Source organism: Martinezella lusitana (assembly GCF_900094565.1).
GTDB classification, from domain to species: Bacteria; Pseudomonadota; Alphaproteobacteria; order Rhizobiales; family Rhizobiaceae; genus Rhizobium; species Rhizobium lusitanum.
This window is the reverse complement of the sequence record NZ_FMAF01000010.1, coordinates 173,477-190,884: the sequence shown is the minus strand read 5'-3', so window position 1 is coordinate 190,884 and position 17,408 is coordinate 173,477. Positions and strand designations below refer to the sequence as shown.

The 17,408-nt window shown below is 57.8% G+C and carries 18 protein-coding genes and 1 pseudogene; 11 read left to right on the top strand and 8 right to left on the bottom strand.

Annotated features, from left to right (window positions below):
• On the top strand, positions 1-198 hold a 198-nt coding region (locus tag GA0061101_RS21135), incomplete at its 5' end, for a transposase (RefSeq protein WP_141694107.1).
• Between the two features lie 519 nt (positions 199-717).
• On the opposite strand, the gene GA0061101_RS21130 is transcribed toward GA0061101_RS21135, so the two are convergent.
• Positions 718-1,578: a PIN domain-containing protein gene (locus tag GA0061101_RS21130; protein WP_092574829.1), complete on the bottom strand. Its 861-nt coding sequence runs from the start codon at positions 1,576-1,578 to the stop codon at positions 718-720.
• Positions 1,579-2,034: 456 nt separating this feature from the next.
• Between GA0061101_RS21130 and GA0061101_RS21125 the strand changes: the two genes are divergently transcribed.
• On the top strand, positions 2,035-3,108 hold the full coding sequence (locus GA0061101_RS21125) for a PAS domain S-box protein (RefSeq protein ID WP_092574827.1): 1,074 nt from the start codon (positions 2,035-2,037) through the stop codon (positions 3,106-3,108).
• 292 nt (positions 3,109-3,400) lie between these two features.
• Here the strand turns inward: GA0061101_RS21125 and GA0061101_RS21120 are convergent, their stop codons facing one another.
• The 4 genes from GA0061101_RS21120 to GA0061101_RS21105 all read right to left on the bottom strand — a co-directional run bounded on the left by GA0061101_RS21120 (position 3,401) and on the right by GA0061101_RS21105 (position 5,175).
• Positions 3,401-3,892, bottom strand: a complete 492-nt coding sequence (locus tag GA0061101_RS21120; protein ID WP_092574825.1) for a cupin — start codon at positions 3,890-3,892, stop codon at positions 3,401-3,403.
• Between the two features lie 58 nt (positions 3,893-3,950).
• Positions 3,951-4,181, bottom strand: coding sequence for a hypothetical protein (locus GA0061101_RS21115; RefSeq protein ID WP_092574823.1), 231 nt, complete (start codon positions 4,179-4,181; stop codon positions 3,951-3,953).
• Positions 4,182-4,469: 288 nt separating this feature from the next.
• On the bottom strand, positions 4,470-4,766 hold the full coding sequence (locus GA0061101_RS21110; RefSeq protein WP_092574822.1) for a PRC-barrel domain-containing protein: 297 nt from the start codon (positions 4,764-4,766) through the stop codon (positions 4,470-4,472).
• Positions 4,767-4,854: 88 nt separating this feature from the next.
• Positions 4,855-5,175, bottom strand: coding sequence for a plasmid stabilization protein (locus GA0061101_RS21105; RefSeq protein WP_092574821.1), 321 nt, complete (start codon positions 5,173-5,175; stop codon positions 4,855-4,857).
• A 145-nt stretch (positions 5,176-5,320) separates the two neighbouring features.
• Between GA0061101_RS21105 and GA0061101_RS21100 the strand changes: the two genes are divergently transcribed.
• The gene (locus tag GA0061101_RS21100) at positions 5,321-6,214 is read left to right on the top strand and encodes an SDR family oxidoreductase (RefSeq protein ID WP_092574820.1); all 894 of its coding nucleotides are present in this window, start codon (positions 5,321-5,323) and stop codon (positions 6,212-6,214) included.
• A 464-nt stretch (positions 6,215-6,678) separates the two neighbouring features.
• On the opposite strand, the gene xth is transcribed toward GA0061101_RS21100, so the two are convergent.
• Positions 6,679-7,455 carry an exodeoxyribonuclease III gene (gene xth, locus GA0061101_RS21095; RefSeq protein WP_092574818.1) on the bottom strand — a complete coding sequence of 259 codons (777 nt, stop codon included), beginning with the start codon at positions 7,453-7,455 and terminating at the stop codon, positions 6,679-6,681.
• Positions 7,456-7,737: 282 nt separating this feature from the next.
• Between xth and ku (GA0061101_RS21090) the strand changes: the two genes are divergently transcribed.
• The 6 genes from ku (GA0061101_RS21090) to GA0061101_RS21065 all read left to right on the top strand — a co-directional run bounded on the left by ku (GA0061101_RS21090) (position 7,738) and on the right by GA0061101_RS21065 (position 11,799).
• Complete coding sequence (gene ku, locus GA0061101_RS21090; RefSeq protein WP_092574817.1) at positions 7,738-8,637, top strand: non-homologous end joining protein Ku; 900 nt, start codon at positions 7,738-7,740, stop codon at positions 8,635-8,637.
• Positions 8,638-8,649: 12 nt separating this feature from the next.
• The gene (gene ku, locus GA0061101_RS21085; RefSeq protein WP_092574815.1) at positions 8,650-9,462 is read left to right on the top strand and encodes a non-homologous end joining protein Ku; all 813 of its coding nucleotides are present in this window, start codon (positions 8,650-8,652) and stop codon (positions 9,460-9,462) included.
• A complete protein-coding gene (gene ligD, locus GA0061101_RS21080; protein WP_092574814.1) occupies positions 9,459-10,490 on the top strand; it encodes a non-homologous end-joining DNA ligase in 1,032 nt (343 codons plus the stop codon). Before ku (GA0061101_RS21085) ends, ligD (GA0061101_RS21080) begins: the two co-directional genes overlap by 4 nt.
• Before the next feature lie 175 nt (positions 10,491-10,665).
• On the top strand, positions 10,666-11,139 hold the full coding sequence (locus tag GA0061101_RS21075; RefSeq protein WP_037199811.1) for an Hsp20 family protein: 474 nt from the start codon (positions 10,666-10,668) through the stop codon (positions 11,137-11,139).
• Between the two features lie 74 nt (positions 11,140-11,213).
• Positions 11,214-11,513, top strand: a complete 300-nt coding sequence (locus GA0061101_RS21070) for a DUF982 domain-containing protein (RefSeq protein ID WP_092574813.1) — start codon at positions 11,214-11,216, stop codon at positions 11,511-11,513.
• Between the two features lie 10 nt (positions 11,514-11,523).
• Positions 11,524-11,799 carry a hypothetical protein gene (locus GA0061101_RS21065; RefSeq protein WP_092574812.1) on the top strand — a complete coding sequence of 92 codons (276 nt, stop codon included), beginning with the start codon at positions 11,524-11,526 and terminating at the stop codon, positions 11,797-11,799.
• An 11-nt stretch (positions 11,800-11,810) separates the two neighbouring features.
• Here GA0061101_RS21065 and ligD (GA0061101_RS21060) read toward each other — a convergent pair whose 3' ends face one another.
• Positions 11,811-14,453, bottom strand: a complete 2,643-nt coding sequence (gene ligD / locus GA0061101_RS21060) for a DNA ligase D (RefSeq protein WP_092574810.1) — start codon at positions 14,451-14,453, stop codon at positions 11,811-11,813.
• A gap of 220 nt (positions 14,454-14,673) precedes the next feature.
• On the opposite strand from ligD (GA0061101_RS21060), the pseudogene GA0061101_RS40230 reads away from it, so the two are divergent.
• Positions 14,674-14,919, top strand: a pseudogene (locus GA0061101_RS40230) (PHP domain-containing protein); the annotation flags it as partial.
• A gap of 352 nt (positions 14,920-15,271) precedes the next feature.
• Here GA0061101_RS40230 and GA0061101_RS21050 read toward each other — a convergent pair.
• Positions 15,272-15,907, bottom strand: a complete 636-nt coding sequence (locus GA0061101_RS21050) for a Pr6Pr family membrane protein (protein ID WP_092574850.1) — start codon at positions 15,905-15,907, stop codon at positions 15,272-15,274.
• A gap of 382 nt (positions 15,908-16,289) precedes the next feature.
• Here GA0061101_RS21050 and GA0061101_RS21045 point away from each other — a divergent pair.
• A protein-coding gene (locus GA0061101_RS21045) for an IS3 family transposase (RefSeq protein ID WP_092574807.1) occupies positions 16,290-17,389 on the top strand; the annotation gives its coding sequence in 2 pieces (ribosomal slippage) (positions 16,290-16,542 and positions 16,542-17,389; 1,101 coding nt in all).
• The last annotated feature ends 19 nt before the right edge of the window (positions 17,390-17,408 follow it).

The following is a 17,408-nucleotide window of genomic DNA, read 5'->3' as shown; positions in this document are numbered from 1 at the left end:
CGCACCACCCATCACTCCGGCTATGCCGTTAGTCAGCGCATTCGCAAGCGTATCGAAGAAGTGTTCGGCTGGGCCAAGACCAGCGGCGGAATGCGCAAGACCCGCCACCGCGGAAAGGATCGCGTCGGCTGGATGTTCACCCTGACGGCCACCGCTTATAATTTGGTGAGGCTACCAAAGCTGCTGGCGACGGCATGATCGCGCCCGTAATCCGCCCAAAGACGGTGGATTACTATCAAGCACGCCGAAAGGGCCGCTGAAAAAGCATCGTCAAGGCTCGTCTTCGAGCCATCTAGCGAGGATCGGCTGAAAAATTAACGCTATTTCCGCACCTTGTTAGACGCAAGACTGATCCTGGCTCGGTCCGCTTCTTCATTCTTGCAGAAGTTGGCTATGCAACCACACACGTGATCGTGCCGCATGCCGCCGATTGACCTATGACGGAAGCAACTCAAAATTTCGTCCCCGACCTAAAGATACTCCCTCCAGAAATCGATATCGTCTGCTTCAAGACCAAGACGGTGTCAACGCCGGAGTAAATTCAAGCAAATTGGCGGAGCAAAGCCAGGCGACTTGCGGCGCTCGCATGGGACCCGCGGTAGCGCGAAGCGCGAGCGGGGGCATGCGGGCGAAGCGATCGGGCAGCGCGCCGTAAGACGCTCGGACCCAAGGTTCTGTCCATTCGTCAAAACGAAGATTGCTGGCTGAACCTGATCGTCAGCCCTTCCGGAAGACTGATTTCCAGAAGCCGTTCCATCTCGTTCCTTCTAAGCCTTTGCCGACGTTATCCATCCCCCGAACAATAACGTACAAGCTACCTGCAATCTGCAGAGCCGACTTTTGGTCGAGCGCGGAATAGTCGAAACTGGGAAGGAAAACAGCGATTGCACCAAAGACACCAAACGAGAATTCGGCGATACCATATGTTAGCCTAAAGCGTTCCCGTAGCCAAAATAATAAGACCCCAAGAACTGGTATCCCTACCACGGTCGCGACGGCTGGAAGGTATTTGGTAAACGCTACAAAATTCCAAGCGTAGTAAGCACCCGCTGCGGCGCAAACCACTGCCGCAATAACGCTCCGCCAGACATAAGCGTTATCCGCCGAGACGACTCTACGGACGGTCTCTTCGGTTTGTGGGTCCGGCGGTATCTCCCGAAGCAAGGCAATCACATCGACTGGGGATTGGGATTGAATGCCGATCTTGGTCAACGCTGCACGCAAAGGCTGGTCGGCAGTCACAACCTCGACCTTAGCCGCACTGCGATCGGCTAAGTGTTTTGCAATCGCTGCGATTTCGATATCAGCCGTATCAAGTCGGAAGGAACTGTCTAGAAGCTCAGACGGCATAGGCGTTTCAGGGTCGAGACCAATCTGGCGTGCGCCTTTGGATATCAGTCGATTGATGATAGCCAACAACTCCTCGCGGCCACCTCGGTCTCGGCGGAAAAAAAGTTCTCGCAGGACCGGGGACGGAAACACGAGTCGTGACGGCTCGACTCTCGCCATAATTTCTGGGTTACGGACAATGACATTGGTGTCGAGGACGTAGATGGTTTCGGTCTCTTGTGCGCGCATCGTCGTTTGCCCTTATCGATTGCTAGCGCAAAGAGCATTTGAAGCTTGAGCGTAACTGATGATTGCGGTGCGTTGCACTTCAGCCACCGCGCTGCTCGCGAGATCAAATATTATAAACATAAACAACCTCTTAGGACTTCAGCGGAGCGCACGCCATTGGTTCGAGTCCCTTCAAGGCGGTCACCTTCAACCCTGGCCAACTCATTTCTTCGAGACGGCGTTCGCCTTTGGGTCACCGTGGCATATATAAGACATAAGCGGCCAAAGGATCGAACGACCGCATTCGCTGTTAAACGTGCTGGCTATCCGGGAGGAGGGTTTACTTACAGCGCCCGACAAGCTTTTGTAGCTGCGCAGTGAGGCCCCGGCATTATTGCGAGCGAAAGAAGCTATGTTCTATAGTGGCCCGCTGATACATTGTTTCCAGTTCTGAACTACCGTGCGGGGTGGGTCAAAATGTCAGTTTCTAGTGGTGAGGGGCAATCAAGATTTGCCCAAGGTCGGCTTGCCGACCCAAAATCTGTTGGGAAACCGGTCCAGCCTGAACATGATGCGGCCGCTTTCCTCGCCGCGATCGTGGAATCCTCGGAAGACGCGATTGTCAGCAAAAGTCTCTCCGGAATCATCACGACCTGGAACAAGGGCGCGGAACGCCTTTTTGGTTACACGGCAGAAGAGGCGATCGGCCAGCCGATCACAATAGTTATCCCCGACGACAGGCTCGACGAGGAGCCCGCAATCCTGGCCCGAATCCGTGCAGGTGAACGTGTTGACCATTTCGAGACGGTACGAAGGCACAAGGACGGCAGCTTGATCGATATATCGCTTACCATCTCGCCAATAGGGGATGGCAACGGAAAGGTTATCGGCGCCTCGAAGATCGCCAGAAACATATCCGAAAGAAAGCGGGCCGCTGAGCACCAGGAACTTCTCCTCCGCGAGATGCATCATCGCGTGAAGAACCTATTCGCCATAACAAGCGGCCTCATTGGTCTTGCAGCGAGGTCGGCGCAAACGCCCGCCGATTTGGCCACGCGCATGAGGGACAGGTTGATGGCTCTGTCGCGGGCGCACGAGATGACGCTGCCTGCACTGGGCCACCAGGATAGGGTCGGCGACAGGCAGGCTACTCTGTTTCAGCTTTTGTCGAATATTCTCGCGCCCTATGGCCAGGAGGGCTCAGATCAGTGGCAGCTCTACGGACGCGATGTCGAGATCAGCCGCGAGAAAATCACCAACCTCGCGCTTCTATTCCACGAATTCGCGACGAACGCGGCAAAATATGGCGCGCTATCAATTGAAGATGGAAGATTGTCCATCACGGTTACGATCGAAGGAGAGGCTGTCAACATCGTCTGGCTAGAGAGTAATTCGCCTCCACAGGATGGAGCCGAGCGTGGCGCGACTGGTTTCGGGGCCAGGCTTGAGCAGATAATGGGACAGAGCCTGAATCTGAACATCACGCGCGAATGGCTACCCGATGGGCTCTGCATCCGCCTGTCGGCGCCCTTCGATGCCATCGGCGGGTAGCGCTTATTTTGGTATAAACAATTGCTTTGGGCGTCTGTTGGCATTCAACGGTTCGCATCCGGCCTTTGCCTGGGGATTGCGCCGCTCATTGACCGCATCCCTCCAACCGGTGGGCAAATCACCAACCGGGCGGGATTATATTCCGAAGCGAGCTTCCGCGCTATTTTGCTGCGCTCGCCCGATCTAAATGCCTTTTGTAGTGTCGTTCTCCCTTGTCACAACCGAAACACTACGCTCCGACAAAGCATCAACGACTAAAAGCCCATCTTTGACCGGATTCTGCCCCCGGCATTCAATGCCAGCGCTCGACGAGCCCCGCTGACGAACCTTGAATGGGATCGGTAACCGGCGCTGGCAATGACGAAATCATAGCCAGGATGTCGGTCGTGGCAGCGTCGGTCTGAATGTCGGCATGCTGACCTTCCGGATAAGCGCCGATAACCTCGAAGTCTGAGGAGCAGCCAAGATTCTGGTGGCCTGTGCCAGCGGGAAGGATCAAGCAGTCTCCCATTGAGACCTCGATCGGCTGTCCTTCCGGGCCGCCGATCAGCAAAGTGGCGCTGCCACATCCGACACCCAGAACCTCGTGGGCTCCGGAATGGTAATGCTGATAATCAAAGACGCCGTCTCTCCAAATGCCAGTCCATCCGTTCATGGCGAACAGGGTCTCGAAATCTGCTGACGATCCTCCGGTCGGCAAAGCATCCCTGTAAATTAAAACAGGGAACCGCTGGTTGTTCGGTACCCAGCCACTCGGCGGAAAGATGATTTCCTCGATATTCATGCAGGACTTTCCTCCATGAGTCTGGGTGATGAGCTTGCACCGATTGAGATTTTCTTCGTCATTTAGATGCTGGCTCGTCTCTTTCGTCATTGATCGACGGCAGGAAAGTCTGGACGTCGCGCTTTTCCCGGTCGGATAGGCAGGCGATTTGCTCTTTCCAGAACCTGGCGGCTTCTGGAGGATCTCCTTTCCAATCGCGCGACGAGCCAAGGTTGTCGTCGATTACGGCGAGGCGACGACCGCCGAGACGCAGATATTCTTCAGCAAGGTTTTTCGATGCGTTTTTCATTTGATCCCTCATCTCCTTCGTGGGCTGCTTGAGGTAAACTTTAGCGCATGCGAGTGGTTCCCTTATCATCCCAGCCCGGACCGCCGGAGAATAACCGAGCCGGTGCGCACGGCAAAATATGGTCGAGCATGACGATTGACCTTTATAGTGTGATGGCTCCGCTTGCAGACGCCCTATCGCTGAGGAAAATGCCGCCGATCTCGACCGGACGCAGCACTTCTAACGATTGGCCACGGTGTGTCTGGCCAACGGAAACCCGGCGTTTGCGCCCGGTTCCCATCTGGCTTTCTAATCGCGGTGCTCCGGCATCGCCTTTAGTTGATCCTTGGTCCAAGATGTCACGCCGTGGATCTCGCCGCTTTCGTCGCGCATGAAATCGAGATCGGTCACTCGAACCGATACCGGCTTTGCCCCGATGCCAAGGAAGCCGCCGACGTCGATCACGACGCTGCTGCCAATGCCGGCACCATGCACGTGATCAACCGTACCAACCTTGTGGTCATCGGCTCCATAGATCGATGTGCCTTCCAGATTGGCTTGTGTGAGTTCATCTTCAGTTAGTCGTATGTGATTGCTGTGATCCATGGGTTATTCCTCCGTTTGATTTCGTATTGAATGCTGATTGCTCTCAACCTGTTTCCGCTCGGCAGTTGCCGTCCGCCGAGCAAACTTCCTAGTGGTGCGCGTGATGGGCGGCATTGCGCTTGCGGGTCGCCGCCGCCTTCTTCGCCGACGTTGAACGCTCGGCGGCGGTGCGCGCCGCAGCAGCCTTGCCACCTTTTTCGCCGCCTTTGTGCGCGGCGGGATGGCCGGTGCGTTTGCCTTGTCCGGCTCCGCCGGCCTTCTTGCCGCCGCCATCGTCTTTATTGACGGTTGCCCAGGCTCTCCGCTCTGCTTCTTTCTCCGATACTCCCCGATCCTCATAGCTTTCAGCGATGTGATCGGCCTTGCGTTCCTGCTTGTCCGTGTATTTGGATTTATCGCCACGAGGCATGGCATTTCCTCCTCTGTTTGATCTTGAGAACGAACGGCCGTGGGGAAGCTTTGTTCCCAAACCGCGGCGTGCAGGGAACAAGCCGTGATCGCGCGCGTTCGCCAACATGTCAGCCTGAGGAAACAGCAACAGAAATCGGTGGATCATGAAGGACCAAACGACTTTAAACGACCCTCGCAAACTCTATCCGGCACCCCCTTTCTCGTACCAGCCACAAGGAGCACCCGGCCTTGCTCGCAAGATGGAGCCCGTTCCCGACCATGGTGAAGAGAGTTATCGGGGTTCCAGCAAACTCGTTGGCCGAAAGGCCCTGGTGACTGGTGGCGATTCCGGAATTGGTCGCGCGGCAGCGATTGCTTTTGCCCGCGAAGGCGCCGACGTCGCTATCTCCTATCTCCCAGATGAGGAGTCGGATGCAAGAGAGGTGATCCAGCTGATCGAGGCAGAAGGCCGCAAGGCGGTCGCGCTCCCAGGCGACATCAAGCAAGAAGCCTGGTGCCGCGATTTGGTTGAGAAGGCGGTTTCAGATTTGGGCGGTCTCGATATCCTGGTCGTCAACGCTGGCCGGCAGCAATACCGCGAAACGATCGAGGAGCTGTCGACAGAGGACTTCGACAAGACGATGAAGACCAATCTGTATGCGCTGCACTGGATTGCGCAGGCTGCAGTGCCTCATTTGCCTTCGGGCGCGTCGGTTATTACGACCGCCTCTATCCAAGCATACCAGCCATCGCCAATCTTGCTCGACTATGCGACCACGAAGGCCGGCATCGTCGCCTATACGAAAGCGCTTGCCAAGCAGTTGATCGAACGCGGTATTCGAGCCAACGTAGTCGCACCCGGACCAGTCTGGACGGTACTTCAGCCAAGTGGGGGCCAACCCGACGCAAAGGTCGAGAACTTCGGCAAGGACAGCGATTTCGGTCGGCCTGGCCAACCCGTGGAGTTGGCGCCTGTGTTTGTCCTTCTCGCCTCTCAAGAGGCGAGCTTCATCAATGGCGAGGTCTATGGCGTTACCGGCGGAAAGGGCGTTGCATGATCAGGAGGGACGTGTGACAAGCAACGAACACCCTGTTCTGTCCGAACAGGTGCCTCGTTTGCGGTCCAGCGCTTGAAGTTCTCACCCTCAGCGTCACCTCTTTCCAACGGCATTCTCCGAAAAAAAGGGCCCGGGCTGAAGTTGTGGGAGCGAGTCGACCGGAAGGGATTAATGACTCGCGCAGACTTAACGGGCGCAGCTTCGAATAGTTCCTTGCTTCCTCGACGCGAGTACATTTGATTGGCCTGTCATTTCCCACGCGCGCCGTTCCACATTAAAGCAGAGCTGTCACCAGTGAACGGGCTGGCGCTACGCGTCGGGCGGAATGTGGGAATCCGCCCGGCATCGAAGTCCTGTTCGGCAGGCATTGCGCCACTCCTTTTGAAATCTTTGCGCCCGAGGTTGAACATATACAGGTTCCCGCTCAGCTCACGCCTAAGCTCGGGATCACCGTAGGGTGTAAGCTACCGATCATCGAGGTCAATCCAGACAGGCGCGTGATCGCTCGTGTGCCCCCAGGCACGCGCGAACTTATCGACGCCAGCCGCTATCAGCCGTTCGCGCAGGGAAGGGCTCAGCAGAAAATGGTCTATGCGCAGACCGGCATCACGGGCGAAGGCGTTCCGGAAATACTTCCAGAAAGTATAAATTCGCTCGTCTGGATGCAGTGATCGGATAGCATCGGTCCAGCCCATGGCGACGAGTTCGGCATAGGCGGCGCGTACTTCCGGCCGGAACAGGGCATCATCCCGCCAGCGCTCCGGGGCATAAACGTCGAGATCGGTAGGCATGACGTTGAAGTCACCGACAAGGGCGACCGGCACATCGAGTTCGAACAGCTCCGCAGCGTACGACTGCAAGCGCTCAAACCAACGGAGCTTGTAGTCGAACTTCAGGCCTGGCGCGGGATTACCGTTCGGAAGATAAAGACAGCCCACGATGATGCCATCGATCGCCGCCTCGATGTAGCGGCTGTGACTGTCGTCGGGGTCGCCGGGAAGTCCGCGGCGGGTTTCGCGCAGGTCCCGATCGCGGGCGAGGATTGCCACGCCGTTCCAAGATTTCTGGCCGTGCCAGATGGCGCCATAGCCGGCACGTTCGATCTCGCGCCGGGGAAACTTCTCGTCTGGCGCCTTCAGCTCCTGCAGGCAGACAATATCCGGCTTCGCCTCGTCCAGCCACCGAAGCAGCACGTTGAGGCGGCCGTTGACGCCATTGACATTGTAGGTGGCGAGCTTCACCGGCTTGATCAGCGTTTGTGGTCGCCCTTATCACGGCGGACGTAGCGTTTGTCGGTACCGGTGTCGATCAGTTTGCGCTTGGTCATGGCAGGAGTCCTTCTCGTTGCTGCATGGCTAAACGCGCGTGGCTTCCAAAAGATGCATGCAAATCAGGCGTCTAGATGCGGCTCGCAAGAGGCGAGCGTCCGAGGGGCTAAGCCATTGAAAAATGATTCGTTTCGACATGGAACAATTCCTTGCTGATTCGCTTGAATCGCATGGTTTGTGTCAGGAGTTGGCGTCATGGTTGCCCCGAGAGCGAATTGGAAAGGCTTCATCAAGTTCGGAGAGGTTGCTTGCCCGGTGGCGCTCTACACAGCGGCATCAACGTCGGAGCGGATTGCGTTCAACACGCTTAACCGCAAGACCGGCAATCGGGTGAAGCGCGAGTTCGTGGATACCGAGACCGGCGATCCTGTCGAACGTGACGATCAGGTCAAAGGCTACGAGATCGAAAATGGCCAGTATATCATTCTCGAGCCGGACGAGGTGGCGGCCGCTGTCCCGGACAGCGATAAAACCCTCAAGGTCGATGCCTTTATCCCCTGCAAAGAGATCGACGACGTTTATTTCGACAAGCCCTATTACCTGGCGCCCGACAAGATGGGCACTGAAGCCTTTTTGCTGCTGCGGGACGGCATGAAAAAAGCGAAAGTCGCCGCCATTGCGCGCACTGTCCTCTTTCGTCGCATGCGCACGGTGCTGATCCGGCCGCACGGCAAGGGCCTGATCGCCACGACGCTCAACTTCGACTACGAGGTTCGATCGTCGACCGAGGCATTCGAGGAGCTCCCGGATTTGAAGATCCAGGGCGAAATGCTGGAGCTCGCCGAGCACATCATCGGCACCAAAAAGGGCAGCTTCGACGCCAGCACATTCGACGATCGCTACGAGGCGGCCGTTGCCGAGCTGGTGAAGGCGAAAATCGAAGGGCGGTCGCTGCCCAAGAAGAAAGCGCCGGTCGCATCGAAACCGAGCGATCTGCTGCAGGCTCTTCGGGAGAGCGCCGGTATCGGCGGCAAGACGGGATCGAAGCCCACTGCCGCCAACGCCAATAAAAGTGCCAGCCGGCAAAAGGCGACAAAGCCCGCAGCCGCCACCAAGGCGAAACGGGCCGCTGCAACTGCCCGCCGTGCCAGTTGATTGGAGGATACCATGGCTCTTCGCCCCCACTGGAAAGGTTATCTCAAGCTGTCACTGGTCACCTGTCCGGTGCAGATGATGCCGGCAACCTCCGAAAACGACAAGGTTCGCTTCCATACCCTCAATCGCGAGACCCAAAACCGCGTGGTCAGCCACTATGTCGATTCCGTCACCGGCAAGGAGGTCAAGGAAGAGGACGAGGTCAAGGGCTACCAGCGCGGCGAGAATGACTATGTCATGCTGGAAGACGAGGAACTCGAAAACGTTGCACTCGACAGCACGAAGACCATCGATATCTCTATCTTCACGCCGCGTGACGGTATCGAATGGATCTGGCTCGATACGCCCTATTATCTGTCGCCGAACGATCCTGTTGGCCAGGAAGCATTCTCGGTCATCCGGGACGCGATGGAAGCCCAGGACATGGTCGGCATTTCCCGGCTGGTCATCGCCCGCCGGGAGCGCGCCGTCATGCTTGAGCCACGCGGCAAGGGTATCGTGCTCTGGACATTGCGCTACGGGGATGAAGTCCGTGACGAGGACACCTATTTTGCAGGTATCGGCGACAAAAAAGCGGATTCGGACATGATGCCTCTGGTGCAGCAACTGATCAAAAAGCAGACGCAACATTGGGACCCGAAGATGGTCATCGATCCGGTCCAGGACCGGCTCCTCGACATCATCGCCGAGAAGAAAAAGGCGCTGAAGAAGCCATCGAAGGCCAAAGCCAAAGCGCCGGCGTCAGCGCCTGCTCCGAGCAACGTTATCAACATCATGGATGCCTTGAAGAAGTCGGTCGCCGCCGAAACTCGGACGGGCAAATGAGTAGACACGCCAAGCCCCTGTTGCAGGACGGCAGCCTTACCGCAAAATCCCAACCGCGACGCAAAAGAAACCCGGCGCAGCCAAACCTTCCCTTCGAACCGATGCCAGACCGCGTCGAGCCTTGCCTGGCGTTGCTGAAGGCTGCGCCACCGACCGGCCCTGACTGGGCTTACGAAATCAAATGGGACGGATACCGTTTGGCGATCCACATCGAGCCGAGGGACGTGCGGATCATTACACGCGGAGGCCATGACTGGACGCATCGCTTCCCGACGATTGCTGAGGCCGCCAGAAACCTGGGCGTTTCGACAGCCATCCTCGACGGCGAGGCCGTGGTTCTGAACGGCGAGGGACGCTCGGACTTTGGAGCCTTGCAGCGTTCGCTTGGCGGGCGCGGCGGTAAGCGTGTTTCGACGGAATCCGTCTTGTTCGCCTTCGATCTTCTTTACTTCGATGGCCACGATCTGACCCGGACCGAGCTATCGGTCCGTCGCCATCTGCTCGAGGATCTGCTCGGAGGCGAGGTCGGTGCCATACAGTTGTCCGAGGAGGTGGCGGGTGACGGCGCCGAGCTTCTGGAAAACGCCCGCTCGCTTGGACTGGAAGGTATCATCGCCAAACACCGGGACAGTCCATACCGATCCGGCCGTACCGGCGACTGGCTGAAGATCAAATGCATTCAGAGTGAAAGTTTCATGATCGTCGGCTACGAGCAGTCGGCGGTTGCCCGCGGCGGGATCGGCAGCCTGCTGCTGGCAGCTCGCCGCGACCACGATTGGGTCTATGTCGGCGCCGTCGGCACGGGCTTCAAGGAAAAAGATGCGGCGTATCTGAAGAAGACGCTCGACAAACTGAAGACGAGGACGCCGGTTGTGCCGCTGAAGGGTAAGAACTACGTCTTCGCGCAGCCGACGCTGATCGCCGAGATCGAATTCCGCGGCTGGACCGACGACGGCAATCTGCGGCACGCATCTTACAAAGGGCTGCGCGATATCCAGGACAATGCCGCTGTTTATGAACTCGACTGAGCAATGGGTTTCAGCCCGTCGGCGCGGCCTTAAATTTTTTCGGACGGCGCTCTTGAATCCTAAATTCTCAAAAACCAAATCGATTGCGGCCAGCCGCTGATGAAGGGCTGGCCTTGCTGGAGGCGCCGTCTTTCGGCGCTTCCGTACCCCATGTTGCTTCAAGGAGGATATGGCTATGGCAACATCTTACGACTATGCACCGCTCTTCCGTTCGAGCGTCGGCTTCGACCGGGTCTTCAATCTTCTCGAAAACGCTCAGCGCGGCCGCTCGATCAGCGACTGGCCACCCTATGACATCGTCAAGACCGGCGATGACAGCTATCGGATCTCGATTGCGGTGGCGGGCTTCGCCCAGGGCGATCTCGACCTCACCTTCCAGTCGAATCTGCTGACCGTCACCGGCAAGAAGCAGGAAGCTGCAAACGAAGGCTACCTGCATCGCGGCATTGCCGGCCGTCCGTTCGAACACCGGTTCGAGCTGGCCGATCATGTCAGGGTGAACGGAGCGGATCTGAGCAATGGTCTGCTGTCGATCGACTTGGTTCGTGAGATCCCCGAGGAAATGAAGCCGCGGAAAATCACCATCGAGAGCGGCCCGACTTTGACCTCTGCTGCTCCGGCGCAGATCGAAGCGCAGAAGGCGGCTTAATCGACATTGTCCGCTCAAAGAGGGCGCCGTTGCGACGGCGCCCATCGACATTCCGGGTTGGAAAGGAGAGAGCGATGAAACCCGATATGTTCAAACAGCCTGTTTCCATTCTTGTTGGCCTCGGCTTTCCGGCAGAGGTCCGCAGTGTCATGGACGCCTACCGGCACCTCGTCGATTGGCCGGCCTCACAGAGGGATGGCGCGCATTCCGTCGCGCTCAAGGCATGCAGTGCCGCGCTACGCGGTGAGATCGAAGCCGAGACCGCGCGCGGCCTGTTTGCCGCCTTCGCTGAGAAGCACGATCTGCTGGCGCCGGAAACCAATGTGATCGCCGCCTCCCGTCGCCGGCATGACAAAGATCCGCACGTTCGCTAAGGAGGCCCACATGCACGAGATTTTGCAGCAGGCGGCAAGCAGTGCCGCTGCGGTGGGTCCGACGATCCTGCTTCAGGGCATGCAGATTGAGCGGCCGCTTGACGTGGTTAAAGCGACCGCACTCTCCGCAGACGACAAACGGACAATCCTGGCGGCATGGGCCTCGGACCTCTACGCGGTCGACTCGAAGCCGGCGTTCCGTCATATTCCCGGAACGCCGGAGCCGGTTTCCATCGATGAGGTTCAGGCTGCCCTCAGAGCACTTGATCGGCGCTACGGCTTCTGATGTCTGGCTTCTTATGCGGCCTGTTTCATCGACTTCGCCAGCCGCTTGATGGCCTGCTCCAGCGAACGCTGTCCATCGCAATAATCCTGCCAGGCCGTCGTTTTCGCCAGCAAAGGCGGGACGGTTCGAATTGTGAAGCGTTTCGGATCGAGATCCGTCTTTACCTGGCTCCAGGTGAGCGGCATTGATACGGTGGCGCCCGGTCGGGCACGTGGCGACAGCGGCGCGACCGCCGTCGCCATCCGGTCATTGCGCAGGTAATCGAGGAAGATCCGGCCGTTGCGCTGGTTCTTTGCCATCTTGATCAGATAGAGCTTAGGATTCTCGCGTGCCATCTGCAGGCAGACATCGTGCGCGAACCCTTTTGCCTCCGGCCAGGCCAGCTTCTTGCCTTTCGCTGACGCCAGTGGCGTGACGACGTGAAGGCCCTTACCACCGGTGGTCTTGCAGAAACTGACGAGGCCGAGTTCTTCCAGCCGGTCACGCATTTCCCGAGCGGCTTCGACGACCTTGCAGAAGGGGACGTCCGGACCTGGGTCAAGGTCGAAGACGAGACGGCCTGGCACCTCCGCCTGGCCCGGTTCGCAATTCCACGGATGCAGTTCGACGCCGCTGATCTGGGAGATGGCGGCAAGGCCCTCCACCCGATCGATCTGCAGATAGGGTTTCTTGTCTCCAAACACCTTAACCAGTTCGAGCAGGTTCGACGTGCCCGGCATCGCATGTCGCTGGAAGAACTGTTCGCCGCCGATGCCATCAGGCGTTCGGATGATCGAGCATGGCCGTCCCTTGATATGGTCGATCAGCCATGGACCAACGGCTTCGTGATAACGGGCCAAATCTTCCTTGGTCACCGGCTCTCCGTCATTGGCATCGGGCCAGAGCGGCTTGTCCGGGCTGGAGATCATCACGCCCATCACCTCGGCCTTGGCATTCTTGCCGCGCGAAGGTCTCGATGGCTTTGTCACGGCCGGCGTCGGCGTGTCGGTCTTAGCCGGCGACGCCGGCTTTTCCGCCTCGACTTCGGCTGCAGGCTTGTCTTCACGCAAACCCTTAAACGCCGCCTGACGGACCAGTCCGTCCGCTGTCCAGCCGGCGAACTGGATCTCGGCGACCAGTTCGGGTTTGACCCAGACGATGTTGGGATCCTTCTTAGGCGCACCGATGCCCGTGAACGGTGATTTCTCGGCCTCGATCTCCCGAAGCTTCGGCAAGATCGTATCGACCGTTTTGGCACCGTAGCCGGTTCCAACCCGGCCGACATAGACGAAGTGATCACCCCTGAAGACACCGACCAACAGGGAGCGGAACTTGCCGTTGGTCTTGGCATAGGCGCCGATGACGACTTCATGGCCAGCGCGGCACTTGGACTTCGCCCAAGCCTCGGTGCGGCCCGATTGATAGGGCGCGTCAGCCTGTTTCGAGACAATGCCTTCCAGCGACAGCTTGCACGCCGATTTGAGGACGGCGTCGCCACCGGTTTCGAAATGTTCGACGAAACGAAGGCGTGGATCCTCGCCGGTATCGCTCAAGAGCTTTTCCAGCCTTTCCTTACGTTCCGTCAGCGGCAGCTTTCGCAGATCCTCATTGCCCTCGAACAAGAGGTCGAACGCAAAGTAGACCAGCGCGTCGGTCTTGCCTTCCGACAGCGCCGCCTGAAGTGCTGCGAAATCCGGCGCACCGTGTTCGTCGAGCGCGCAGATCTCCCCGTCGATGATGGCATCAGGCAAGTTTGCGGCCGATGTCGCAATCGCCGGATACTTGGTGGTCCAGTCCAGGCCCTTGCGGGTCTTCAGCGTCACCTCGCCGTTTTCGATGCGCGTCTGAATGCGGTAGCCGTCGAATTTGATCTCGTGGATCCAGCCATCGCCTGAAGGCGGGCGGTCGAGCGTTTCGCAAAGCTGCGGCGGTATGAACTCCGGCATCGCGGACTTTGCCGGTCTTTTCGGTGCTGGTTGTCGCTTTGTCTTCCCACGTTCCTGCGCCGCCAATCCATGATTGCTGTCCCAAACGGCCGCCTGAACGTCGCCGCTCTGCACCATGAACGGTTTTGGCTTCCTGCCCTTGCCGGCGGCGATCGCCTCCATGGTTCGGCCGGATGCAACGGAGGTTGCATTGTCTTCAAGGATGGCAGCGCCATTCTCTTCGACCGAGTAATCGTCGTGGTGCTTGATCAGCAGCCAATTTGTGCGCTTGCCGCCGTCACGATCGTTGCGCATCCGCACCAGCACGAAACTGCCATGCAGCCGCTCTCCCACCAGTGTAAACTTGAAATCACCCTTGGCGAGCGCCTGTTCGGGCGTCTTGTTGCCTTCCGGCTCCCAGTAGCCTCGATCCCAGAGCATGACCGTGCCGCCGCCATACTGGCCTTTCGGTATGGTACCTTCGAAGTCGCCGTAGTCCAACGGATGGTCCTCGACCTCGACAGCCAGGCGCTTGTCGTGCGGATCCAGCGACGGTCCTTTGGTGACAGCCCAGGACTTGAAGACGCCATCGAGTTCGAGCCGCAAGTCATAATGCAGCCGCGTCGCGTCGTGTTTCTGAATGACGAAGCGCCCGCGGTTCGACGCCTTCAGCTTCGCTGCGCCGCTCGGCTCCTGCGTTTTCTGAAAATCGCGTTTTTGTTTGTAGGTCGAGAGTTTGTCGCTGGCCATGGCAGTCCCCGGTAAATCCGCCTCCCGCCTCGGATGAAGACGGGATGAGGCACGGGCCGGACAGGTTGGACGCTCGACTGCCATTTCGTTGGCCGCGACGAGAAACCGGAAAAACCATCGCGTTCGTCATCCCTGTCACGTCCGGTTGACACAGCACGCGACCTCAACAAGCAAAAAGCAACAGATTGTCGTTTTGTTCCGATTAGTTAGATAAGAGTGCCGTTGCCTTGCTCGCTATCCGGAAGCGCTTGCCCGCACCATCGAGATCGCGGAGCGCTGCCCCTTCTCGCTCGACGAGCTCGCCTATCAATATCCGGAGGAGCGCGCCCATCCGGAGCTGACCCCGCAGCAGACATTGGAGCAGCTGACCTAGGAAGGGGCCGTCTGGCGTTATCCGGAGGGATTGCCGGACAAGGTGCGGAAGAACCTCGAGCACGAATTGCGGCTGATCGAGAGTTTGCCATTTCCTCGTTCAGGATAATTTTTTTTGGGAACGGCGACCCTCGAGCGTGGTGCGAGGTCCGATTGGACAATCCTCGGGGACGGCTAAGCGCCCCGTAGAGAGGTCCGCTATCTGCGCCGCCTCGGTGTATGTAAGCGGTCGCTCCCAGTATAGCACTGCAAAGCCCCCCTGACGGGAGGACACACGGCTTGTCGCGCGTGACGTCGTGTTCTTCGGGAAATTTGGTGCCGGGTAGCGATCGCTGTCCCGATAGGGACGAATCTGCGCGTAGCAAAAAACGTGAACCTGATCCTTTGCCGCGACACCAACCACCATCAGACACTGGCTCAACAAAAATCTCCATCTCGATTCTCATTCACAACAGGGAACAAAGTCTAGCCGCGATGCGATCAAGAAGAAGGATTGCCCCTCCGAGCACCAAGAATATCACTCCCAAAAGAGCCATGTTGATCAGAGTAGCGCGAAGACCAATGTCGCCCACATCCAGAAAAGGATAGGGATAGAAGCCGGAGAAATGACCGTGCACAAGCGAATATACGGAATAGAGTGCCGGAAAGGAAAGCCACCAGATTGCATCGCGCCAAGCAAGCTTTCCACGTTCAGCTAGAAACATCCAATCCAACCCGCTGAGTAAAGGGATGCAATAGTGGAGTATCTGATCTCCTCGCAACTGCCAGCCACTAGGATGCCAAACCTCCTTCAGCATCCAAGCATAGACGCCGCCCGCAACACCCACATAAATGAAAAGAGCGGCTGTTGTCGACGAGCGCCTCGCCCATCGGCCAAGCACAGATGACGGCACGATTTCCGCCGATAGCAGCGCCATGACAAGAAGAATATTGGCCTGGATCGTGAAATAGCTAAGAAAATTGGTTGTCAATCTCAATCGCGTGACATGCGCAGCTGGAGTGATGGCAACATATGAGATGGTGATACCTAATAGCGCCAGTAAGATAGTCGCCCAGCGGCAGAAACGGACTGAACTTCTCATGAACCCCGTAAACTCGCTAAATTTATACGCGTCCCAGTGACAGCCCCAAGGTATGTGGACTTTAAGGGGTAGCACAGGATCGAGTATCGAAACAAAGGCCGATTGCAGTTTCCAATTGCTTTGACTGGCGATATCAGGTTGTCGGCAACTTAACGGGTGGCGGATAATTCGGTTGAAATGACCTCATCGACGATAACCTTGTGAATAAGCATCGAGCGTTCCGAGCCTGTTTCCACATTGTGTTCGCTGGCGGAAAAGGCGGCGAAAAGGCATTGATGAAACAACGTGACATCGCGTTCGGTGACGTGCCCCCGTTAAATTAGGCCATTCAGACCTGGAATTTTCCACTTATGATCCCTGATGGGAAGAAAGGGAGAATTCGATGAAGGCCTCGAAGTTTTCGGAAGCGCAGATCGCGTTCGTGTTGAAGCAAGCAGAGGATGGCACGCCGATCGGCGAGGTCTGCCGCAAGGCAGGCATTTCGGACGCGACGTTTTACAACTGGCGCAAAAAATACGCTGGTCTCATGCCCTCGGAGATGAAGCGCCTTCGCCAACTCGAAGACGAGAATGCGAAGCTGAAGCGGATCGTCGCGGATCTGTCACTGGACAAGGCCATGCTTCAGGACGTCCTGTCAAAAAAGCTCTGAGGCCTGCCCGCAAGCGCAAGCTTGTCGACACGGTCAAGGCGGACTGGAAGGTCTCGATCCGGCGTGCATGTTCGGTGTTGAAGGTCGAGCGGTCGCTGTATGTCTACAAGTCCAGGCGCGGCGAGCAGGCCGAACTGAAGCTGAGGATCAAGGACATTTGCCAGACGCGGGTGCGCTACGGCTACCGTCGTGTGCACGTGCTGCTGCGGCGCGACGGGTGGCCCGTCAATCCGAAGCGAATCTATCGCCTTTACAAGGAGATGGACCTCCAGCTTCGCAATAAGGTTCCCAAGCGTCGGGTCAAGGCGAAGTTGCGGGCGGATCGCACGGAAGCCACCCATTCCAACCATGTCTGGGCCATGGACTTCGTTCACGACCAATTGGCCACGGGTCGCAAGATCAGGGTGCTGACGGTAGTCGACACCTTCTCGCGCTTCTCGCCGGCAGTCGACGCCCGCTTCAACTACAAGGGCGAAGACGTGGTGCAGACGCTTGAGCGGGTGTGCCGGCAAGTCGGTTATCCGGCGTCCATTCGTGTCGATAATGGCAGCGAATTCATCTCCCGAGACCTTGATCTATGGGCTTACCACAAGGGTGTCGTTCTCGACTTCTCCCGGCCAGGAAAGCCGACAGACAACAGCTACATCGAGTCATTTAACGGCAAGTTTCGCGCCGAGTGCCTGAACGCTCATTGGTTCATGTCCCTTGACGACGCGCGCTCGAAGATGGAGGATTGGCGTAGAGACTATAACGAGTTCCGGCCACACAGCGCGATCGGTAACAAGGTGCCGATTTCGCTGATGAACGGCTCATCGGCACCCCCGCCGAGCTGAGCCTTAACCCCGGAAAATT

Excerpts from the sequence above, each read along its gene's own strand:
- GA0061101_RS21130 (WP_092574829.1), bottom strand. The coding sequence starts at position 1,578 with ATGCGCGCACAAGAGACCGAAACCATCTACGTCCTCGACACCAATGTC.
- GA0061101_RS21125 (WP_092574827.1), top strand. The coding sequence starts at position 2,035 with ATGTCAGTTTCTAGTGGTGAGGGGCAATCAAGATTTGCCCAAGGTCGG.
- GA0061101_RS21120 (WP_092574825.1), bottom strand. The coding sequence starts at position 3,892 with ATGAATATCGAGGAAATCATCTTTCCGCCGAGTGGCTGGGTACCGAAC.
- GA0061101_RS21115 (WP_092574823.1), bottom strand. The coding sequence starts at position 4,181 with ATGAAAAACGCATCGAAAAACCTTGCTGAAGAATATCTGCGTCTCGGC.
- GA0061101_RS21110 (WP_092574822.1), bottom strand. The coding sequence starts at position 4,766 with ATGGATCACAGCAATCACATACGACTAACTGAAGATGAACTCACACAA.
- GA0061101_RS21105 (WP_092574821.1), bottom strand. The coding sequence starts at position 5,175 with ATGCCTCGTGGCGATAAATCCAAATACACGGACAAGCAGGAACGCAAG.
- GA0061101_RS21100 (WP_092574820.1), top strand. The coding sequence starts at position 5,321 with ATGAAGGACCAAACGACTTTAAACGACCCTCGCAAACTCTATCCGGCA.
- ku (WP_092574817.1), top strand. The coding sequence starts at position 7,738 with ATGGTTGCCCCGAGAGCGAATTGGAAAGGCTTCATCAAGTTCGGAGAG.
- ku (WP_092574815.1), top strand. The coding sequence starts at position 8,650 with ATGGCTCTTCGCCCCCACTGGAAAGGTTATCTCAAGCTGTCACTGGTC.
- ligD (WP_092574814.1), top strand. The coding sequence starts at position 9,459 with ATGAGTAGACACGCCAAGCCCCTGTTGCAGGACGGCAGCCTTACCGCA.
- GA0061101_RS21075 (WP_037199811.1), top strand. The coding sequence starts at position 10,666 with ATGGCAACATCTTACGACTATGCACCGCTCTTCCGTTCGAGCGTCGGC.
- GA0061101_RS21070 (WP_092574813.1), top strand. The coding sequence starts at position 11,214 with ATGAAACCCGATATGTTCAAACAGCCTGTTTCCATTCTTGTTGGCCTC.
- GA0061101_RS21065 (WP_092574812.1), top strand. The coding sequence starts at position 11,524 with ATGCACGAGATTTTGCAGCAGGCGGCAAGCAGTGCCGCTGCGGTGGGT.
- ligD (WP_092574810.1), bottom strand. The coding sequence starts at position 14,453 with ATGGCCAGCGACAAACTCTCGACCTACAAACAAAAACGCGATTTTCAG.
- GA0061101_RS21050 (WP_092574850.1), bottom strand. The coding sequence starts at position 15,907 with ATGAGAAGTTCAGTCCGTTTCTGCCGCTGGGCGACTATCTTACTGGCG.